Here is a 21,105-nt window from a genome sequence, read left to right as displayed (position 1 = left end):
TGTCATACGGTGTCTGCGCCCCGTTACGGGTGATCTGAGAAAACCGTTGAGTCCAAGGCTCCTGGATCTGGTACGGCGCCGACCTTCGGGCTGGCCTGAGCCATATAAAGGTCATGCGGTTGTCCCGAGCGGCGCTGGCGGTCCTCGACAGGCTCCCTAGGCGTATCGACGGGCGGGTATGGGGCATGCGCCCCGATTCGATCTCCCAGGCCTTTGAGCGGGTCTGCAAGGCCGCCGGCATCGAGGGCCTCACCTTCCATGATCTGCGCCATGAGGCCACGTCCAGGCTGTTTGAGCAGGGCTTTAATGCGATGGAGGTGGCTGCCATCACGGGACACAAGACCCTGCAGATGCTGAAGCGCTACACACACCTGCGGGCCGAGGACCTCGTCAAGCGGCTTCGATGATTGCGTACCCAGTGCGAATGACCGCCTTTTGGTGGCGCTATTCGCCGGCTCGTAACCTTTTCCGCCCTGCACAATCCTCGCATCCCAAGAATGGCATCCGGGGTTTTCATTATGCGGCGCGGCAACGATAACCCCCGCTGTCAGGCCCCCGCCGTCCGGGTAGGCGGCGATTAGCGCCGCACAAACCGCGTCATTCGCCCGCGATCGGGTTGGCGATTGCGGCAGGATAAACGTTACTGGGACCCACTCGAGGAGACCACCCGATGTTGGCGATACAACCGCAGGCCGGCACCCGCCCTTTTGTGCGCTTGATCACTCAGGCGCACGGATACCTCGATATCAACATGTATCTTTTTGCAGATCGTCCGTTGATCCAGGCCGTCCGCGCGGCCGTGGCGCGCGGCGTGCGTGTGCGCATCGTCCTGGACCGACGGCCCTATGGCGGGCGACCGCGTGGCGAGGTCCAGACCTTGCGCGCGACCGGCGCCCAGGTCCGCTTTGCGCCGCCCCGCTTCACGGGACGCTACCGGTTTGATCATGCGAAGTATCTGGTTACCAGCACCCGCGTCGCTATCGGTAGCGCGAATTTCACGTGGTCGGCTTTCCATCGGAATAACGAGTACGACTGGATATCCAACCAGCCTGTGGTTGCGCGGGCCTTACAAGCCGTCTTCCGGGCGGATTTGGCGGGTCGGCGGGCGGGTTCATTACCGCGCCGCGCCGTGGTCCTTTCGCCAGGCGCCACTCAGGCGCTGCTCGCCGCCATCGACCAACCTGGGCCGGCACCGAGTTTCTCGTTCCGTTTGCCCTGAAAAACGCGTACGCTCCCTTGGGCGTTGGAAAATATCACTCGGCTTCGTTAAAGTGGTCATCTACCGAGAAATCCTGGGCGTGGTTAAAACCGTCACGCTAAGCCGGGACCCCGCAGGACAATACTTTGCGTTGGTGCTCGTAGACACAGGTGCCCCGTTTCCGCCTACGTCCTTTGACGGCAAAATACTCGGTATTGACGTGCGCTTGAATCATCTCGTTATTGCAAGCGACGGACCGAAGTTTAAGAACCCCTATATTGGCTCGTGTCGTTGAAGTGGCAAGCTTCGGCCTTTAGGCTAGAGATCTCACACCGAAATCAGGAGGAACTCATGATAAAGATTAGTCTTGAGGATCGTACCGCGCTCGTCACTGGGGCAAGCGGCGGCCTCGGCAGCGTCATCGCCCAGACGCTCGCCCAAGCGGGCGCCACGGTCGCCGTCCATTACCGCAGCGGGAAGGCGCAGGCCGACAGCGTTGTCGCGGCGATAAAAGCCCTCGGGGGGCGCGCACAGGCCTTTTCGGCGGACCTCTCGGACCCCGAGGCGGCCACGCGGCTCGTGCAGGACGTCGACCACGCCTTCGGATCCGTGGACATCCTCGTCAATAACGCCGGCACGGATGGCACCTGCGCGGTAGTGGGCAAAGACGACTCGCGACACTGGCAACAGGTCCTCGCTGTCGACCTTATCGGTCCCTACTACTGTGCACGGGCGGTATTGGACACCATGCAAAAAAAAGCCCGCGGTGTCATCATCAACGTTACCTCTGTGCATGAGTTCATCCCCTGGAAGGGCTACAGCGCCTACACGGCAGCGAAGGCCGGTCTTTCCATGTTCACGAAGACCCTGGCTCAGGAAAACGCCGACAAGGGTATACGTGTGCTCGCCGTCGCCCCAGGCGCCATCCAGACACCGATCAATGAGGCCGTGTGGTCCCATCCTAACTCCCTGAAAGATTTGGATGAGAAGATCGCGATGGGGCGCCTCGGAAAGCCCTCCGAGATTGCGCATGTCATCACTTTCCTCGCGAGCGACCTGGCAAGCTACATTACCGGGACCACGGTGGCCGTGGACGGCGGTATGCTGATCTATCCCGAATTCCGCCACGGAGGCTAGCCGCGGGCAGCGCGAACATGCGCCCTGGCAACCCGCTCTTAGCCGGCGGTTTGTGCGGCCTGCTGCGGGTAGATCACGCTCAGGGCAGTCTCCAAGCTGATGCCTGAGCCCTAAGCGGTGTGATATTGGAGCACCCACAACATCGACCTTATTCGGTATTCGGGCGCACACCCTGGTCGCTATCGCGGTCTTATCGAACCAACGAAACGCCGAACGATGAAGCAACGACGACTCCGCTGTGAAGGAGGCGCTCTACCATGCCCAGATCGACTCCCTTGCGCCACGCCCGTTACGAAGGCCGGACGTCAGCCTTAGTCTGATCGATCCCAGCATGCGTCGGTGCCCCGCGTGCAAGGCGCATAACAGTCGCGAGCAGCGCGCCCAGGCCGAGACCCACCAGGGGTGAGACGTCAACACCCCCGAGCGCATGTGCCCCATAGCCAACCCACAGGGGATTGCTGGAGAAGGCCGCGCTTCCAACAATCGACACCGCGAGGATCACTGCACGCGCCCGGTGTCCCCGCATCCACGATGCCGGATCTTGTGCCTGGCCCTTATCGAGAAGATCACCCACTATCTCCACGACGAACACGCCCGTCCAAGGTGCGGCGACAACGATGAGAAGCGATAAAAATACCTCAAACACGTCAAGAAAAGTGGGGGCATAGAACAGAATCCAAATGGCAACCACCGTTCCTATGAAAGCATCCACAAATGTTGATAATCGCCGATTCAGATCACGCCGTAGGGTGACCGCGAGACTGAAGGCCGAACTGAATGCATTCAGAAAGTTCGAGGCAAGCAACCCAAGGACGGCAAAGATGCAAAAACCATAGTACAGAACCTCGCTATGAAACATGCCGCGCGGGAAGGCGATGCCGTCCCTACCAAATGTGACCCCACCCGCCTGATACAGGGCCACGGATACCAAGAGAATGACAAAGGTCCCAAGAAATCCCCCCGCGGCCGGCGCCGCGACTACCCGCGCAAGCGATGCATCACGTTGAGTAAATCGCGAGTAGTCCGATGCAAACATGGTCCACGACAGAGCGCCACCCATGAGACCCAGGGACAAGGCACCAAGAGCACTGCGAAGTGTGGCCCCCGACATAACTATGCCGCTCGACACCAGACTATCCTTGAGGGGGATATGAAAGAGAATGACGACCGAAAAGATCATCAACACCCCTGCGCCCGCTTTTTGCGCCACGACAATGGCGCGATATCCCAGCAGCGGGACCGCAAAGTTGGCGAGTAAAGACACAGCAAGCGCAGTCAGTGTCTCCATCAACGTATAGGTGGCTTGCCCGGGAAACAGCAGGCTTCGGACGATATAAATGACGATCACGAGCACGACACTCTCCCATCCGACCTGAGAGAGCCAGTTAGCTGCCGATATCGCGCGATTGACGCGCGGGCCGAATAAGCGCTCTGATATAACCATAGTCGGCAAGCCATAGACGAATCCCGGGATGCTCACGATGCCGACCAGCAGGAAAAACCCAGACGCCACCAAGATCACCAGCACAAATGGCGCGTTTGGGAACATCTGCGCCATGATGCCGCCCAAAGGGATGCTCGAGGCTGTCATGGTGGCGGCGAGCCAAATGAAGAATGTCCCCCACGTCGATCCCTGACGCTCGTTCGCGTCGGTCGCCCCTAGAGAATGCTGTTGACGTGCCATAGTGCGCCCTCCTCGCTCACACCGTTCCCGCTGTTCCTCACGAGCCGTCTCCGCTGATGTGCACCACGATCTCGAAGGTCGTGTCCCGCTTTGGCATATGCTTCAAAAACGGGGGGTAGTGACCATACTCGACGGCGGCGAGCGCGGCACCGTTCACGGCGCGGATCCGGCTTGGCACGAGGACCTTCGCCCAAAGTAGGCGCCCGCGTGGCGACAGGCGAAATTCTATAGTGGAGTGGCCGGAAAGCCCCATCGCCTTCAGCATCGCCGGGACGTGCAAGTGCCCCTGAATCATAGGCCGTACAAGACCCACGTAGCGCGACATGAGGGACGCGAGCCTCTGCGGTGACGGATTGGCAGCATGTGCCGGCTTTTGGGGCTTCACGGACACGATCTTATGGGGTCTAACGATCGGCACCGGTCTATGCGGTGGCACCACCGGTACCGACTTCGGCAACACCTTAGGCTTCACCGGCCGCGGCACGACCTCGTGCACTCGCGTCTTGGTGACCATCGGCTTGGGCGGAGTCTTGTGAACTACGGGCGGCAGGGTCACGGGTCTTGGCCGCGGCTGCGGCGGTACAGGCTTCGGCAAGCTCACCATCTGGACCGCGATCGAGCTCGGCCGCACGACCCGTGGCCTGCTATGAGGCCAAAAGGCGACGACCGCGACCAGAGCGACCTCCAGGACAAAGGCGCCGGCTAAGGCATACGAAAACGCCCGCGAGTCCTCGCCATCAGCCCGTTCATTTCCTGCCGGCCATCCCGAGACACTCATGCGCGGCCCTCTAACGCCCACCGTCTCGCATATGGCATCACCGCGCGGGCTGCTATCCCTCCCGTCCCGCTCACGGGGTGGGCTCCGTCGCGATTCCAATCTGGCTTACGCCAGCCTTGCGGCACGCATCCATGACCCGTACGAATTCCTGAAAGGGCACCTTTTTATCAGCCGCGATCGTCACATTTGTCTTGGCCGGATCGCCATCCCCATGCAGCATGGAGGCAAGACCCGCCAAATCATAATGCTTGCCGTTTACCACCACCGCGCCGGGAGTCTTCACGTTGATAACAAAATGCGGATGCGGCAATGCGTGCGCCTGGCTTGAGGTCGGTAGGTTTAGGTGCAGACCGCGGTCCGATATCATCTGCATCGTGATCATGATGAAGAATACGAGCAGGAACAGCATGACATCGATCATGGGTATGATCTCCACCCTACCCTTCTTGCGTCGGCCCATTCGTGGCAGCATATTGCCCTCCTTCAGATCATCACCCGGCCATCCGCCGGTCGACCATCATGCCCTTGCGCGAGCGTTCCCGGTCCCGGTTCCGGCCAAACTGGCGCACCATCCATTCGGTTGAGCAAGAGAACCTTCAGGGACTCTAGTTGGTACACGATCTTCTCTATAGCGTTGTTGAAGGCATTGAAGCTTATGAGGCCAACCATGGCTATAAAGAGACCTGTGGCTGTTGCAATCAGCGCATCGGCCACCCCGGCTGTGACCGAAGTGGGCGCATGACCCGGTAGGGCAAGTATGGAAAAGGCATGGAACATCCCGATTATTGTGCCAAACAAACCCAGGAGCGGCGCCAATGTCACGATTGTATCGAGCACCCATAACCTCTTATCCAGCGTGGGCGTAATAAGGAATATGGTTTCATCCAGCCGGTTGGCAAACGCCTCTCCACGCGCGCTCCCATAATGATGGATGAGCCCAAAGTAGCGCTCTGCGACGTCCACAAGACGAGCCTCAGGAAGTCCCGCGCAGCGTTCGGCAATCTCCTTTAGATCATCGCGTTGCATCCTGCCCCGCCGCGATATGTCTCGAATAACTTCCTTGCCCTTCCTAAGACCGCGCCGCAAGAACCATAACCTATCGATGATGACTGCTATCTCCAGCATCATGACCAACGCCAATATGTACAACACGCCATCCGAATAATTCGCCAAATGGACGATATATTGCAGGACTACCATATTCATCTCCTTCGCGTGAAGCATTCAAGTATCTATGCCACGCACTCGTGGGCCTGAGGGGATAGCGCGTTTCGGCGCCTGGCACGAATGCATCCTTGCATACACACAAAGCATGTTCCGTGCCACGGAGCCCTACCGAGCTCAGGCCCCCGGGGCCCGCGAAAGTCCAAACCAATCGCGGACTGGTGTCGTGTGCTTGTCGGGCACAAAGCCCCTCAATGGGGATTTGCGCACGAGATCGCACCATTAGCGCTCACGCATCCGCGACTATCGCGCGGCGGCCCAGGCCATACTGGTGTCGGTCCTGGCTAGCTGTTCCAGTGTCACGCCACGCGCAAACTTCTCGCTCCGCAGGATGTGGTCGGCCATAAGCGTTTTGGCGCTGACCAAATCCCCATCTAGCAGAAGACACGCGATACGATGGTGCTCCTCATAGGTACGTTCAATCCGGAAGCCAGATGTGAAATCTAGGCGCCTTATGACCCGTATGCGCTCGTTTATGTCATTCAGATAAGTCACCAGGGCCTGATTGCCGCCGCCTCGCGCCAGCGCTATATGAAACGATTCTTCCTTTTGGACCATGAGGGTTAGGTTGCCTGTCGTTGGCAAACAACGCGCTGGGTCCCATTCCTCTGCAAGCGCGCGCAATGCATCTTTCGCCATCCATCTCGCGGCGATCTCCAAGGATAGACATTCGAGCGCAGTACGTACGCGGTAAAACTGCGCGAGCTCGGATATGTTGATCTGGCGTACGAAGCAACCCTGCTTGGTACGAATACTAATCTGACCTTCCTGGGCTAGGCGCTGCAGGGCCTCGCGTACCGGGGTGCGGCTCACGCCAAAATGCGCAGCGATGTCGGTCTCAGTGATGCGGGTTCCGGGGTAGATCTCAAAGCTCAAGATCATCTCCTTCAGGCGCTCATAAAGAGCAGAAGCGCTGATACGCGGTGCTACCCTGTCCATAGCGGCCTCCTTAGCTTGCGGTATCGCAGATAGAGCAACCATTCACTGAGCCGATTCATATTGCCTCGTATAGAGCGGTCCTGTACGGGCACCCGGCGCGCACCAGCCGACGCGAGCAGATAGTCCAGGCGACCCGCCGCAGAATTCGGCAAGCACTGAATTTCCGTCACCATATGAGGCGACAGAAGTACGGGATGCCCACCCCGGCCGCGCCAGACTGGAACGGCGGCGGGCGCCCCTCGTAACGCTTGGCGAAGTCGATAGATCGTGGCCGGTGCCGGTGGCCGGGCATCGATCGGGATCACGAGCACGGCGCTGCGGACCGCCCGCAATCCCGTCTGCACGCTTGCGAATGGATCATGCGTCCTCTCCCGGTTCCATATCCGCCGGACGCCGGGAGGCACGCAGCGCGCGGTTTTTATGGCCGAAAAACCGACAACCACATGGACCTGCCGGAACCCTTGGGCGCGCAAATGTCGGCATTGATAGCCAAGCCATGAGTGACCGTCGATCCGTCGGCAGGCCTTGCGGCCCCGAGCCCGCGATGAGCGACCGCCCGCCAGCACCAAAGCCATCACAAAGCGCCCCCATGGCGTCTTTGCAGCAGTTCCGCGAGGACGGCCACCGCGACCTCATAGGGCTTCTTCCCAAGACCAGGAAACCCCATCGGCATATGAAGTCTGGCAAGATCGTCTGCGGCAAATCCGCGCTCCCGGAGCCGTTTCCTGAAAAGCGCCGGCTTTGTACGACTACCGATCACGCCGAGATAGGAGACATTACGTGCAAGGAGCATCGCCGCGATCGCCAAGTCAAGGCCATGGCTGTGGGTCATGATCAGCACCGCGGGCGCGGGACCTACGGCGTCAGTGGGCGGCATGGCGGCGATATAGCGAGCCACTTCAGGGGGAAACCGCGTAGCCGCGTTCCACTCGGGCCGCGCATCATACACCGACACCTCATATTCGAGCCGGCACGCCACGTCCGCGATAGCCGCACCTACATGACCTGCGCCAAAAAGCCATAGCGGATGTCTCGAGGCGGTCCGTTTCAGGAAGTACATTTGCCCCTTCCAAGCACACATGCCCTCCGGCCATTCACGCGTCGCTAGATCTGCTTCATCGCAGACCTCACTCGCCTGCCAATGGCCCTGCCACCATGCCCCCAAAATACGTGGCCAACCCTTATGGTCCCAGCCATAGAGCCGGGGCGCATCACCCGTGACCCAACGCGCCGCCTTGGGCGGCACCAGGCATATGACCGCTGTCACACGCCCCCCGCAACATTGGTCGTGGTCGCTATTAAGAGAAAATTCCACGACTGCACCGACCCCCTGCTCGCGACACGTAATGGCGCGGGCCTTCAAGGCCTCCTCGAGCGCCCCGCCGCCCACCGAACCGCGCCAACTGGATTCCACTAGATACAGGGAATCGCCTATCGCCGTGGGCGCGGATCCCGCTACCTGCACCACAAGGACTTCGATAAGCACGTCCAACTCACTCATCGTCGACTATCATCGCCACCGGCCCACCACCCGATGGCCCCATATGTTCTGCCCGTGTCGAGACATAAATCGCAGTCGTGCCCGTGAGTGCGGCAAGAACTGCACCTACAACGCAGCGGGAATAACGCATGTCACTGAAATCCTCGTCCGTCCACATGGTGTGACGGTAGCCGCGAACCACATGCATGGGATCAGCATCGGATTTGGCAAAGATGGCGCGGATACGCTGCGTCTGATCGGGGGCAAGCTGTCCGCACGCGGATAGGCCGGCGGCCACCAGCAAGGCGCGCACCGGCTCGATGTCGATGATGTCGCGCATCACGGCGTGATATATCCGGCACGAGCTGTCCCAGTCGGGCGAGTTCGCGAGTACCAGGATCTCGCTTACGCAAAGCCCGGGCTTAGCCGAGACGTTGGCCACCTGCGAGTAAAGGTCAAGGCGCGCGCCAATCTTGTCGTCGGTAAGCGCATCGCTATCGACCTCGCCAAGCGCAGCCGCCACGCCCAGGGCGGAGGCTGCGCGGGCATGGGCCATCGTGCAGCGGGCCGGGCTTGCGCTGCCCGCTGCTACAGTCGGAAGCGCCGCCTTGATATGTACGAGATGTACGTCGTCCGGAGTAACACGTAGTTCCCCCAGGGCCCGGCGCACCGCCGCCGCGGTTTCACGGACCATGACGATAGTCCCCGTTTCCGTGGCATCGAAGGCCCGGGTACGGGCTAGCGCAAGCGCCAACCGCTTGCCTGTCGCCGGTTCGGGTCGTAAGCCCGATCCCGACTTTGTGCAGACGACGTAATGGGGCGTTATGACGCCTTCGGAACCCCCCGAGAACGACAGCATGACGCCCTGCCCCACATCGCTCTCAGAGATCGCGAGTTCCTCCGCGAGTAGCCTTGTAAACGCATGAGTAGCCATAGCCCGCGTGAAGTCATTGCGCGCGCCATTGCCTTCGGTCTTGCCGATGATCGCTACGATATCGGCGGCCGCGATGCGGCCTTCCCGTAAGGCCCGCGCGAGCCCCTCGACATCGTCTGGACCGGTCGCGGCAAATAGATGGACATCGGCGCGCATCAGAATGGGACTCTAGGGGTGCATCCGGTACGGGCGGCGACATCGATCTTAAAAACGTCCCCATCATTAATCTCCTGGGGACCCGATACTGCGCACAGAGCCTTCACGACCTCCTCTGAATTGGCGGTGAGCACCGTAACCGGCTTGTCGATTGCCATCGGGAAGTCGTGCCACGTCCCTTTGTGAATCATGACCCCGTGGCCGGCCGGCAAGCGGAATGCCACCATGTCCGTGAAATCCGGCAAGCTACGACCGCCCTCGTGGTTGGGCTTGGCGAGCACCATGACGAACGGTTGATCGCCAAGCCCTATAAAAAGTTGCGTCATACGCAGGTGCCGCTCAAACCAAATGAGATCCGATGACCGCTTACTGATGCGAGCGGTGCGTACGACAGCGCGTCCATGGTAGGAGAAGTCCAGATTCTGCCCTTCCTCGACGCTTGCATAGAACGGAATGCCAAGACCCGGCCTGCAGACCTCGGCGCCTATCATGACACCGTAGTCCTTGATGTTGTCGGCCGTGGCATCCACGAGTGGCACCTCGAAAACCGATCGCTCCTTAGTGGCTTGCATCGAAACCTCCTTGGGATCTCCATGGCGCGACGGCCTCGCGCACCAAATTGATCGCGACCCGCCTTCGATAATCGGCGGTCGATCGGATATCATCACGGGCCGCTATATCGCGCCCCAACGCTTCGGCGAGCTCCTCGTCGCGTGGTACACCACGATCGGAGCCTGTGATAGCAGCGGCTAACGCGCAGGCTAGGATCGGGGTCGCGGCCACGCTCGCAAAACCGAAGCGCACGCATTCCCAGGACCCGGGGCGCCCGGCAAGCACGGCGGCAAGACCCACCTTACTAATCGCCTGGGCGCGCCTCGTTCCCACCTTCCGAAAGTAATGGTGTGCCTTGTCTGGCGGAAACGGCACGATAACCTCTCCCAAAATCTCTGTCGGCCACCGTACTGTTTCTTTGTATCCACTATGAAACTGTGCATAGGGAACGTGCCGCGGACCCATTGCTGACATCAGCACGACCGATGCCCCGTAAGCCAGCAAAACCGGCGGATTATCGGCCGCCGGTGACGCATTCATGATGTTGCCTCCAAGGGTCGCGCGATTTTGTATCGCGACTGCGCCGGTAACTTGGGCCGAGGCAGCCAAGGCAGGTAGGTGCCGGCAAACCAGCGGGTGACGCCCGATCTCTGTCATGGTCGTAAGCGCGCCGATAGCAAGCCCCAAAGGAGTTTCGCGAACCCCTCGCAAATCCGCGATCCCCGCCAAGCTCAGATACTCGCGACCAGCAGCCCCTGCGTTGCCGTCGACCATTACATCAGTCCCTCCGGCGATTGGTATCAAACCTGGGCGCTCGGCCAGCAGCGTCAATGCCTCCTCGATATGCCGTGGCGCGTACCAGGACACGCTCACACGCCCTCCGCCGAGGCTGCGCGGACAGCGGCGTAGATTCCCGAGTAGCCAGTGCACCGACAAAGGTTACCTGCCAGTGCCTGACGAATCTCGACAAGATCGGGACGCGGGTGCTCGTTCAACAAGGCGCGCGCGGCCATGATCATACCGGGCGTACAGATGCCGCACTGCGTCCCGCCAGTAGCCATAAACGCCGCGAACAAGGGGTCTGTTCTCGACAGCCCCTCCAGAGTCGTCACTTCGCGGTTATGCACATCGGCGACCGGAATAAGGCAGCTGTTCACGAGCTTGCCATCTAGTAATACTGAACACGAACCGCACTCGCCCTCGCCACACCCTTCCTTGGTCGCGATTAAATTACACTCGTCGCGCAATACATCAAGCAGGCGCCGCATAGGCGCAAAACTCCCACGAACCACAGATCCATTAACAGTAAAACTACATGGGACTGTCATCGTCACAAATTACCCCCCTCCATCGCCGCCAAGATATGCTCCGGCATGGCCGGCACATGGCGGAGATCCGTACCGAGCGCGGCATTTATCGCGTTTATGATTGCCGGTGCTGGTCCATCCATAGGTAGTTCGCCTATTCCAGCGGCGCCGCCGGGGCCTGCGCCGTGCCGGGATTCCTGGAAGAGTACCCGTATTGGCGGGATATCCGCGCTCGTCGGGATGATGTAGTTTGTGACGCGGTTATTGGCCATTTGGCCATCCGTCCCGAAACGCACCTCCTCGAACAAGGCATAGCCTATGCCTTGAACCACTCCGCCCTCGATCTGGCCCGCTGCCACAGTCGGATGAATGACCCGTCCAACCTCTTGGGCGGCGGTGAAATCGAGCACGCTTACCTCCCCGGTCGCGGTGTCTATCTCGACCTCGGCCACATAACAGGCCCACGCGAAGCTTGCATAGGGGCTCCCCTGGAAGGTCGACTCATCCCAATCCCTACCCGCAGGGTGCTGGTAATCAGCCGTTATAGTAGTGACGCCATCAGAACTCGGCAGGCGCCCGCACGCGGCGCAAAACTCCTCGTAGCTGTAGGAGGGAGGCAAGGCGGCGTCGGCACACAGCCGAGCAACCAATTTGCGGGCGGCCTGCACGAGTATCGCCCCCACCACCATACAGGTCCTCGATGCCACCGTAGGGCCGGAGTTGGGTACATCACGAGTGTCAGGTCTTGCTACACATACTCCCTCATAAGGGATGCGTAGGGCCTCGGCGACGATCCGGGAGAGTGTCGTCTGCATACCCTGCCCCATCTCAGTCGTTGATGTCAGGATCTCCACGACGCCCGCGACGCTCACGCGCAGCCCAGCGCGTGAGCGCAACGTGAGCTCCCCGTTGCCAGTAAACCCTGCGCCGTGATAGAACGTGGCAAGCCCCACTCCCTTGCGGATTGGGTGCCCCTGCGCGTTCCAACGATGACAGGCCTCCACTTTGGCGTGATAGTGACAGGCCTCCAGGGCTTGATCGATGACCCGCTGCATATCAAGGGGCCCGCCAATCTTCTGTCCAGCCGGTGAGATGTCGCCGGGGGCAAGGACATTACGGGCACGCAAAACGTCTGGCGCCATCCCGAGTGCGCGCGCCAATCCATCGAGTGCGACCTCCAGGGCGAAGATACTCTGAGGTGCGCCGAAACCGCGGAACGCCCCAAATGGGGGGTGGTTCGTGGCGACCGCTCGGCCCCGCACCCGCACATTATCGCAACGGTAGGGCCCAGCAGCGTGGATAACGCCCCGTGATAAAACCACCGGGCTTAATGTTAAATAAGCCCCTCCGTCGATCACGAAGTCGATGTCCATGAAGCGTAAACATCCATCGTGGCTCGCCCCGAGGCGTACGCGTGAGCGCGAGGGATGGCGCTTGGGCGTCACAGCCATATCCTCACCCCGCCGATAGATGAGTGCGACAGGATGCCCGCCTGCCTTCAAAGCCAGAAGCGCCGCATGGCAAGCGATGTGAGATGGGTACTCTTCCTTGCCACCGAACGCGCCACCTGTCGTGCATTGCTGGACGCGCACCCTATCACCCGGTAGGGCTGTCACGGCGACCAGCGCCGCATGGACGTAATAAGGGCATTGCATCGACCCCTCGACGATCAACACGCCATCCTCAACGCGCGCAATCATCCCTTGTGGTTCGATGTAGAGATGCTCCTGCGCGCCTGTCTGATACTCCCCCTCGAAAACAAGGTCTGTTGTGGTCTCGACGTCCGTCACCGAGCCCTTTGCCATGAGGTAGTCGCGGTAGACATTATCAGGCACGATCCTTCGAGTCTCCGGTCGCAAAGCCTCGTCGATGGTAAAGACGGGAGCTGTGGCACACGCGCGCTCATCGATGTGAATCGCGGCCACGGCGCGGCCCAAAGCCTGCGGATCAGGGTGTGCGACCAGAACTACAGGCTCCCCGGCGTGCCGGAATTGCGCTTCCACTAAAACCGGCTGATCCCACTCAATCATCTTGACCGCGTTTACGCCCGGCACGTCCTTCGCGGTCACAACCACATACTCACTCCACGGCACATGTTCATCGAATAGGATAGAGACGACCGTGCCGCCGGGCAGGCGTGTCCGCACGGTCGCGGCATGAAGCATCCCGTGGTAAGAGACATCGGCCACGTAACGCGCCGTACCCCGCACCTTCTCGTTCCCGTCTTTGCGTAAAGGGGCTTCCTGCAAGACCATCGCTCCCCATGAGTCATCATGCATCGATGTGTACAAAGCATTTTCCGTGCCGCCCTAGACTCTTTTCACCCTGCGTTTACGGGGACACACACGCGGCACCGCCAATATTGCTCGCAGGCGGCCTCTATTACGCATGTCCGCCAACCACCCTCGGGACCGATCGCTCGACAGGCGCGCCAGCGTCGCGCTATCCGCGCTAGAGAGTTCGCCCTCTGCTGGGGCATGGGCGTTCGAGTTATGCACGGAAATGGTGAGTTCGACGATGCCGATAGCGCCATCTCTGCGGAATGGTCTTGCTAACTCGCGCCATTAGGATTGGCACGTTTACTGCTTAGGTTACCCCACCGCCAGGTCACAAACCTACGCCTGAGGCTAAGTCATGGGGAAAATACCAAAAACATCAAACCGATATGACTGCGGGGGTTCTGGTCCCGGTGATACACACGAACCGCTGGTAGTTGGGCCGTCACGCTATGTCTTGACCACACCGCATCTTGATCTGGACGTTGCGCATTGGGCGGAACTCAGACCGGGCGTACGCATCCGCGAACTTTTTATGGGGGCGGACTTACGTATCGCGCTTTTATCCTATATCCCTGGCGCCAGCGTGCCCATGCACCTCCACACCGGCGACGAGCACATCTTCGTGATTGAAGGCAGCCAGAGTGACGAGCATGGCGAATATCCAGCCGGCTCTTATGTGTTTAACCCAGCCGGAAGCCGCCACTCAGTAAACAGTCGCGATGGTTGCCTCGTTCTCATTCAATGGCGAGGCCCTGTGAAAATCGTCGATGATAATAACGAGTAAGAGGAAACTAATGACCGGATTTCATGTAGAAGCAGAGCCCTATAGATGGCCATTCGACGAAATTGCGTATCCTGCCAGGACCGCATTCCTTATCATTGATATGCAGACTGATTTTTGTGGCGAGGGTGGTTATGTGGACACCATGGGCTACGACCTCAGCCTTACGCGCTCGGCGATCGAGCCGATCCGAAAGACCCTCGACGTCGTGCGCCGGGTACCGGGAATACATGTTATTCATACCCGTGAAGGACACCGGCCCGAACTTGTAGATCTTCCCGCCAACAAGGGCTGGCGCAGCCGCAACGTGTGTCCGGGCATAGGCGAGCCCGGGCCTTGTGGACGAATACTAGTGCGTGGGGAACCAGGTTGGGAGATTGTCCCGGAACTACGCCCGGAGCCCGGCGAAATTGTCATCGATAAACCCGGCAAAGGTAGCTTCTACGCGACCGATCTCGAACACATCCTACGGACGATCGGTGTGACCCACCTTATTCTGGCTGGCATCACAACCGATGTATGCGTGCATACCACCATGCGCGAGGCCAACGACCGCGGATTCGAATGCCTGCTCCTGACGGACTGTACCGGCGCAACCGAGAAGCGGCACTATGACGCGGCGATCAGCATGATCAGCATGCAAGGGGGCATATTCGGCGCCACGGCTCCTTCCGAAAGTTTACGCTCAGCGCTTGCTACGTTGGTCGCCGCATGACCCTATTCCGTGCCGCCATCCTGAACCCCATTGACGTTCGATCTTGGCAATTTCTTGAAGATGGCGGGCTCCTCATCGAGGATGGTCGAGTTCGTGCCCTGGGACACTTTCATGACTTAGTCAAGCATTACCCGTGGGAACCTGTGACACTTGATGGTGTGATCCTTCCTGGATTTGCGGACATCCACATCCATTGGGTTCAACATGCTGTTCGCGGGCGTTACGCCCAAGCCCTTTTACCGTGGCTTGCAACCCATATATGGCCAGAAGAAGCGCGCTACGTTGATGTCGCGCTCGCCCGGGACCGCGCCGAAACGTTTTATGCCGATTGCCTCACTGCCGGCACGGTTATGGGCATGAGCTATTCGAGTCCGCACCCAGAGGCAGCACACATAGCCCACGCGGCGAGACGCGGTGACTGGATCACCGGAAACGTAGTCATGACGGCGAATGCCCCGGCCGACCTCGTGGCGGCGAGCGTGAAACCGCCTGCCGATCTAGCCTCCTTGTCAGAGACCATAGGGCGCGCGCATTACGCTGTCACGCCGCGCTTTGCGCTCAATTGTACGGCCGACGATCTTGCCATCCTGGGCGCCTTCGCGTGCCACGAAGGACTTGCGATCCAAACGCACCTCGCGGAATCCGCAGCCGAGGTACAAGAGGTGAAACGCCTGTTCCCGCAGGCCCTGGACTACACCGACGTCTACGATGCGGCTGGTCTCTTGGGCCCCCGCACCGTGCTCGGTCATTGCCTTCATCTAAGCCCACGGGAATGGTCTTGTCTCAAAAGACGCGGTTGCTGGATCGCGCACTGCCCGTCAAGCAACGAGGCTTTGGACAGTGGCCGCTTCGACCTAGATTGCGCGCGTCTCCACGGGATCCCGTTCGCGCTCGCATCCGATGTGGGCGCGGGGCCAAGCCACAGTATGTTGCATGTCATGCAGAGATTTAGACACCAGCATCGGGCGGTCGGCGTCCGCATAGATCCCGAAGAAACACTGTTCCGCGCCACCATCGCCGGCGCCCGGGCGATGGGACGGGGCGCAGTAGCTGGCAATCTGGGGCCGGGTAAGCGCGGGGACTTCGTGCTCATGCCGCGCAGCGCGCGCCTACAATCGCCGCAGTCATGGTTCGAAGACCTTCTAGACGGCTCCCCAGCAGAACTCGAACAGCGCCCCCTGGGAACCTGGATTTCTGGACGTCCTGTTTTCGGCAGCGCCCAGCCTGCACTAGCAGAACCGCTCACGCCATGCTAGCGCAGTCGCGTACCGCGCTCGTCACGACCCCGCATCCCGATGCTACACATGCCGGACTTGCTATCTTGCGCGCTGGAGGTAACGCCGTAGAAGCGGCATTGGCAGCAGCTGCCATGTTATGCGTTGTCTACCCGCATATGACAGGCCTCGGCGGCGACGCCTGCTGGCTGCTCGCCCGAGACGCAGCCGAACCGATCGGCATCCTCGGCATAGGGCAGGCCGCGACTATCAGACCCGCTCACGTGGGGCTTAGCGTGCGTGGTCCTACAGTCGCATCCACGACCGCCGGTGCCGTCGATAGCTGGCGCCTCGCCTACCAATTCAGCCGTGAGTCCTGGGCGGGAACCCTCGATTGGGCCAGCCTCCTTGGGCCCGCGATCACCCGCGCCAAAGAAGGCTATGCGGTGACCAAATCCCAGGCCTTTTGGTACAAGACTCATCGCGGGGAACTCGATCCCCAACCGGGTTTCAAGGCTGCCTTTGGATGCGCGGACGGGGGGCCCGAGACTGGTTGCAAGCAAAGGCAAGATGCGCTGGCGGCAACGCTCACCCAAATTGCAGAACATGGGCCCCGCGACTTTTACGAGGGGGCACTCGCTACGCGGCTTGCCGATGGACTGCAAGCTGCCGGAAGCATCTTGACCAGCACAGATCTCAAGGCCACGCGCGCCGCCTACGTGCAACCGCTCGCTATCCCGTACCGTGACGGGGAGGCATTCAATCTGCCACCACCCACCCAAGGGGTCACGGCCCTGCAAATCCTGCACCTCTTGAACCGTGTCGATATCCCGCGGGCGCTCAGCGACGACACGCGCTATTACGCCCTACTCATCGAGGCCATAAAGACCGCGCTTGCCGCCCGCAACCGCTTCGTAGCGGACCCCGTTTTCGCGTGCGTGCCGATACAGGCGATGCTGGATAGCGTACTGCCTGTGGGCGGCAATAAGGACGCCGGCGCTCCTGACGCAGAACATCCATCGCGCACTAGCGACACTGTCTGGATTGGTGTGCGCGATCCGGCTGGTGGCTCAGTGAGCCTCATCCAAAGCCTGTTTTTCGATTTTGGCAGTGGCGTCGTTGCCGGGGATACAGGTGTCTTGTGGCACAACCGAGGCGCGGCCTTCTCGCCAAGCGCCAGTCACCCTAACGCCTGGGCGCCCGGAAAGCGTCCGCTCCATACGCTGAGTCCCGCCTTGTACCGTAAAAATGGGATGGTGCGCGCCATCTATGGCTCACAGGGCGGCGATGGGCAGCCCCAGACGCTCGCCCATATCTTGACGCGTCTGGTCGACTTTGGCCTGGATCCGTTTGCCGCCCTTGCGCGCCCGCGTATCCACGTAGGACCGACCTTTCTCGATAGCCGCAAAGGCATTAAGATCGAATCGGACGCCGGCGACAAGGCGATCCGGGGTCTACAGAAATTGGGCTACCCGATGGAGATCGTGGCTGCCTTGAATCCTGGTACCGGCCAGGCCGGCGTAATCACCATAAATGAAAGTGGCCTCCTACTGGGGGCACATGATCCGCGAAGCGAAGGTCTTTGCCTAGGGCTTTGAGGCGGCTCACGGAAACCGCCAAGGGTCCCCTCAGATATTTCCAAATACCATAGGGAGCCATTTATCATGACCGCTACTGCCAAGAATACGTTGCGATGTGCCCTTCTCGCCACTGCGCTTACCATCCCTGCGCTCGCCTGCGCCGCGCCCCCCTATCGCCCCAAAGTGGTCGTTCTGACCGCCTTTCCGCCGGAGTTTCGCGTTTGGCAAGCCACCGGCCAATATGATCACAGCATGCCCGTTCCAGGGCTCCCCCACCCGATGATTTGCGATACCCACCGCATATGCGTGGCGATCACAGGAGAAGGTGAGATCAATGCAGCCATGCACACGACCGCAATCGTGCGCGACCCGGCACTCGACTGCCGCGGCACACTTTTCATACGCAGCGGCATCGCAGGCGGCGTGCAAAGCCGCGCGGCCCTTGGCTCCGTCTATCTTGCTAACTGGATCGTCTCGTGGGGTTTTGGTCACCACTATCTAACGCGGTCGGGCCACCTCGCCTGGGCACCGCCACAACCGCCGTATGCCCACAATCCCTGGGATACGCTCGCCTATCGCGTAGCTCCCCACCAGCTGTCCGCCGCCTATAATGCGACTCGGGCGATGCCGCTTGCCAACAGCGCCGCCGTGCTGCCCCTCGACGCCGCCCTGAATCTGCACAGACGCCCCCACGTCTATGAGGGCGCGAACGTCTCGGGGGACGATTTCTGGATCGGCCAACAAAACGAGCGTATCGCTCGTCATATCGTCGCACTCTATACCCACAATACCGCACACTACGCCACCACGGCGATGGAGGACCTAGGCGACATCGCCGCGCTCGCAGCCTTCGGCCTGCAGCATCACTACCTCTCGGTGCGCGCGGTATCTGATATTGACGTCCCGCCCCCCGCCATCTCGGTCGGCGCGATCATTGCCAAGGGCGACGAGTACGCGGGATCGCTCGCCGCCCGCAACGCCTACCTCGTAACAAAGCGGATCATCGCCCGACTCGTCTTGCATCGGTCCTAATAATACGAAGGCCTCCGACCGATACGCCAGAGGCCTTCTGCTCCGCCATTTCCCCTAGAACATAGCCCTCAATTCGACACCCACGAACCGCGGCATCATGGGTTCGGCCACGTCATAGCTCCCCGGACCATTGGGGTTACTGTATTGCTTTTCGTAAACATAGGCGTGACTGTTCAGAATGTTGGTGAAATTGAGCGCCGCCTTCAATGATTTAATACCTGGGGCATGCATCGGCAATGTGTAGGTAAACGATACATTCACTGTGTGGTAGGCCGGCATAGAACTCGTCGTAGGCCCACCGGCGAGCGTACCGATCACCTGCGAACCAACGAAATCCGCCCACACCGCGCTTGTCAGGCGCCCATAGCGATCCGAAACGCCGATGTTCGCTAAATAATTCGGCGTATATTGCTTGCGATCACCAGCCTGCACAGAACTCCCGAATGAGTTGGTTGCGTTGGATGTATAATGCGCGCTCTGCAACGACCAACTCGCGTAGATCTTGAACCCGTCACCCGGTTTATAGGAGCCAGTAAGATTCAAACCGGTGTAACGCGACGCCCCGTAATTATATTCATAGGTTAGACCGTTTGTGACGTCATACACGGAACTGAATGTGTGGACGAAGTACTGGCGGTAGAGCGCGGCGCCCAAGGCTAGCCGCCGGCTATGAAACGCGGCACCGAGCTGGTAGCTTGTGACCTTCTCTGGGGTGACGGTAATGCCAGGTGGCGGTGACGTTGCTGTGGCGAACGAGTCAGCCGCGTAATACGCGGAGATGTTGGGAAATTTGTAGGCCTGCGCGACATCGCCATAGAGCTTGAAATCCCTTGTGACTTTGAACGACGCGCCCAGGTAAGGCGTGGGCTTTGTGTACTCGTTACCGCTGCTCGCGCCGACTGGATAGTACGCGCCTGGAATATCATTGATTGCAGTGTCGACGTATTCCTCCTTCACGCCCGGCACAATCGTAAGTGCCCCTAGGAAGTGAAGCTCCGCTTGGGCGTAGATCTTGCCGTAGATCCGGTAGGCGTGCTCGTCCCACGCGTCATTCTGACTGGGCACGCTGGCAGACTGCGGGCTCGCGAGCCAATACTGACTCGAATGGTAGATCGAAGCTGCGCCGAAACCTCCGAAAGTCACCTTGTCCGCCCCGAACAGCAGATTGACGGCCTCGCTGAACCCGGCGGTCCGCGTAACATACACATAACGATTGTAAGGTGCCCCGTTACCAAACGGGAAATATGTTATGTTGCCGTCATAGGTGGGCGTCACAGCCGGGTTTTGGTAGGTAAGCTGGTTCGATCGCGTATAGGCGTAGAAAGCCTTACTATCGAGCAATATATAGCGGTTCATCTCGGTCTTGTAGCCCAAGATCGCCATCTCGTGCGTCGCCTGGCCATAGGAATAGGTGAAACTTTGCGGCCATTGGTAATCCGGCCCGTACAGCGCGAGCAAGGGGGCGGGCATGCGCGCGGGAATATAGCCTGAATTGTTGTTATAGAGCACAATCGCACTGAACTGGGACCGCCCGCTACGCGAGGGCAAGACATAGGCGCCGTAGAAGGAGTTGCCACGGTCCGGGGAGCTCTGGAGATAATTGCCGGTACTATGATGCGAAGCCCGCAGAAAAAGTGCGCCACCGTGCTTGGAGGCGCCAGTATTCACCTCCGCCCCATAGCTTCTAGTATCGAAACTCCCGACACCCCCGAATACCGCTGTCGAAAAAGTCTTTCCCGGCAGGCGCGGCGCATACGCTATAGTCCCGCCGATGCCGCCTATGGTATTCACCACTGGCTCCGCTGGACCATATATGACCCTGATCCCCGAACTTTCACCGAGGGTCACCGGTACGAGGTTATAAAGAGCCGCGTAGTTGTAACTGCCAGCTGTCAGTCCCCCGTTGAAAAGATCGCCTATGGGCAGTCCGTCATAGGTGTAGCCGAGCTGGGTGCCGGAAAATCCGCGCACGGAGATATGCGGCCGCGTTCCCAATGGGTTCGTGCTCGTAACATTGATCCCGGGCATGCGGTTCAAAATCGTCTGAGCATTTTCCGACATTTCGTTATGATGCAGGGCGTCCGCGCCAAGCGTCGCAACTGGGGCCCCATGGGC

At 60.0% G+C, this 21,105-nt stretch carries 21 protein-coding genes; 8 read left to right on the top strand and 13 right to left on the bottom strand.

Annotated elements, in window-relative coordinates; genetic code table 11:
• Positions 1–113 precede the first annotated feature (113 nt).
• From ACYCTF_RS11380 to ACYCTF_RS11370, 3 genes are all read left to right on the top strand, one after another.
• Complete coding sequence (locus ACYCTF_RS11380) at positions 114–407, top strand: site-specific integrase (protein ID WP_461284911.1); 294 nt, start codon at positions 114–116, stop codon at positions 405–407.
• Between the two features lie 263 nt (positions 408–670).
• Positions 671–1,219 (top strand): phospholipase D-like domain-containing protein, encoded by a 549-nt coding sequence (locus ACYCTF_RS11375; protein WP_461283877.1) that lies wholly within the window; start codon positions 671–673, stop codon positions 1,217–1,219.
• A gap of 330 nt (positions 1,220–1,549) precedes the next feature.
• Entirely contained in the window at positions 1,550–2,335 is a 786-nt protein-coding gene (locus ACYCTF_RS11370; RefSeq protein ID WP_461283878.1) for a glucose 1-dehydrogenase, read from the top strand.
• A 289-nt stretch (positions 2,336–2,624) separates the two neighbouring features.
• Here ACYCTF_RS11370 and ACYCTF_RS11365 read toward each other — a convergent pair whose 3' ends face one another.
• The 12 genes from ACYCTF_RS11365 to ACYCTF_RS11310 all read right to left on the bottom strand — a co-directional run bounded on the left by ACYCTF_RS11365 (position 2,625) and on the right by ACYCTF_RS11310 (position 13,638).
• A complete protein-coding gene (locus ACYCTF_RS11365; RefSeq protein ID WP_461283879.1) occupies positions 2,625–4,019 on the bottom strand; it encodes a purine-cytosine permease family protein in 1,395 nt (464 codons plus the stop codon).
• A 37-nt stretch (positions 4,020–4,056) separates the two neighbouring features.
• Positions 4,057–4,797, bottom strand: a complete 741-nt coding sequence (locus tag ACYCTF_RS11360) for a TonB family protein (protein ID WP_461283880.1) — start codon at positions 4,795–4,797, stop codon at positions 4,057–4,059.
• 70 nt (positions 4,798–4,867) lie between these two features.
• Positions 4,868–5,269 (bottom strand): ExbD/TolR family protein, encoded by a 402-nt coding sequence (locus ACYCTF_RS11355; RefSeq protein WP_461283881.1) that lies wholly within the window; start codon positions 5,267–5,269, stop codon positions 4,868–4,870.
• Between the two features lie 11 nt (positions 5,270–5,280).
• Positions 5,281–5,997 carry a MotA/TolQ/ExbB proton channel family protein gene (locus ACYCTF_RS11350; RefSeq protein WP_461283882.1) on the bottom strand — a complete coding sequence of 239 codons (717 nt, stop codon included), beginning with the start codon at positions 5,995–5,997 and terminating at the stop codon, positions 5,281–5,283.
• A gap of 267 nt (positions 5,998–6,264) precedes the next feature.
• Positions 6,265–6,960 carry a GntR family transcriptional regulator gene (locus ACYCTF_RS11345; RefSeq protein WP_461283883.1) on the bottom strand — a complete coding sequence of 232 codons (696 nt, stop codon included), beginning with the start codon at positions 6,958–6,960 and terminating at the stop codon, positions 6,265–6,267.
• Positions 6,948–7,535: a nucleotidyltransferase family protein gene (locus tag ACYCTF_RS11340; protein ID WP_461283907.1), complete on the bottom strand. Its 588-nt coding sequence runs from the start codon at positions 7,533–7,535 to the stop codon at positions 6,948–6,950. The genes ACYCTF_RS11345 and ACYCTF_RS11340 overlap by 13 nt, the downstream gene beginning before the upstream one ends.
• Positions 7,535–8,461 (bottom strand): xanthine dehydrogenase accessory protein XdhC, encoded by a 927-nt coding sequence (gene xdhC, locus ACYCTF_RS11335; protein WP_461284910.1) that lies wholly within the window; start codon positions 8,459–8,461, stop codon positions 7,535–7,537. The genes ACYCTF_RS11340 and xdhC overlap by 1 nt, the downstream gene beginning before the upstream one ends.
• Positions 8,454–9,530, bottom strand: coding sequence for a ring-opening amidohydrolase (locus tag ACYCTF_RS11330; protein ID WP_461283885.1), 1,077 nt, complete (start codon positions 9,528–9,530; stop codon positions 8,454–8,456). The genes xdhC and ACYCTF_RS11330 overlap by 8 nt, the downstream gene beginning before the upstream one ends.
• Positions 9,530–10,102 (bottom strand): ureidoglycolate lyase, encoded by a 573-nt coding sequence (locus ACYCTF_RS11325; protein ID WP_461283886.1) that lies wholly within the window; start codon positions 10,100–10,102, stop codon positions 9,530–9,532. The genes ACYCTF_RS11330 and ACYCTF_RS11325 overlap by 1 nt, the downstream gene beginning before the upstream one ends.
• A complete protein-coding gene (locus tag ACYCTF_RS11320) occupies positions 10,089–10,955 on the bottom strand; it encodes an FAD binding domain-containing protein (RefSeq protein WP_461283887.1) in 867 nt (288 codons plus the stop codon). The genes ACYCTF_RS11325 and ACYCTF_RS11320 overlap by 14 nt, the downstream gene beginning before the upstream one ends.
• Positions 10,952–11,410 (bottom strand): (2Fe-2S)-binding protein, encoded by a 459-nt coding sequence (locus ACYCTF_RS11315; protein ID WP_461283908.1) that lies wholly within the window; start codon positions 11,408–11,410, stop codon positions 10,952–10,954. The genes ACYCTF_RS11320 and ACYCTF_RS11315 overlap by 4 nt, the downstream gene beginning before the upstream one ends.
• A gap of 2 nt (positions 11,411–11,412) precedes the next feature.
• A complete protein-coding gene (locus ACYCTF_RS11310) occupies positions 11,413–13,638 on the bottom strand; it encodes a xanthine dehydrogenase family protein molybdopterin-binding subunit (protein ID WP_461283888.1) in 2,226 nt (741 codons plus the stop codon).
• Between the two features lie 385 nt (positions 13,639–14,023).
• On the opposite strand from ACYCTF_RS11310, the gene ACYCTF_RS11305 reads away from it, so the two are divergent.
• From ACYCTF_RS11305 to ACYCTF_RS11285, 5 genes are all read left to right on the top strand, one after another.
• Positions 14,024–14,452: a cupin domain-containing protein gene (locus ACYCTF_RS11305; protein ID WP_461283889.1), complete on the top strand. Its 429-nt coding sequence runs from the start codon at positions 14,024–14,026 to the stop codon at positions 14,450–14,452.
• Positions 14,453–14,462: 10 nt separating this feature from the next.
• The gene (gene biuH / locus ACYCTF_RS11300) at positions 14,463–15,164 is read left to right on the top strand and encodes a biuret amidohydrolase (protein WP_461283890.1); all 702 of its coding nucleotides are present in this window, start codon (positions 14,463–14,465) and stop codon (positions 15,162–15,164) included.
• A complete protein-coding gene (locus ACYCTF_RS11295) occupies positions 15,161–16,420 on the top strand; it encodes an amidohydrolase family protein (RefSeq protein ID WP_461284909.1) in 1,260 nt (419 codons plus the stop codon). Before biuH ends, ACYCTF_RS11295 begins: the two co-directional genes overlap by 4 nt.
• The gene (locus ACYCTF_RS11290) at positions 16,414–17,976 is read left to right on the top strand and encodes a gamma-glutamyltransferase family protein (RefSeq protein ID WP_461283892.1); all 1,563 of its coding nucleotides are present in this window, start codon (positions 16,414–16,416) and stop codon (positions 17,974–17,976) included. Before ACYCTF_RS11295 ends, ACYCTF_RS11290 begins: the two co-directional genes overlap by 7 nt.
• Before the next feature lie 66 nt (positions 17,977–18,042).
• Complete coding sequence (locus tag ACYCTF_RS11285) at positions 18,043–18,990, top strand: phosphorylase family protein (RefSeq protein ID WP_461283893.1); 948 nt, start codon at positions 18,043–18,045, stop codon at positions 18,988–18,990.
• Between the two features lie 54 nt (positions 18,991–19,044).
• Here ACYCTF_RS11285 and ACYCTF_RS11280 read toward each other — a convergent pair.
• A partial coding sequence (locus ACYCTF_RS11280; RefSeq protein WP_461284908.1) for a TonB-dependent receptor occupies positions 19,045–21,105 on the bottom strand: 2,061 nt, incomplete at its 5' end.

The sequence above is a fragment of the Acidiferrobacter sp. genome (genome assembly GCF_054609335.1).
Note: the sequence above shows the minus strand (reverse complement) of the source record. Positions and strands in the feature narration are given on the sequence as shown.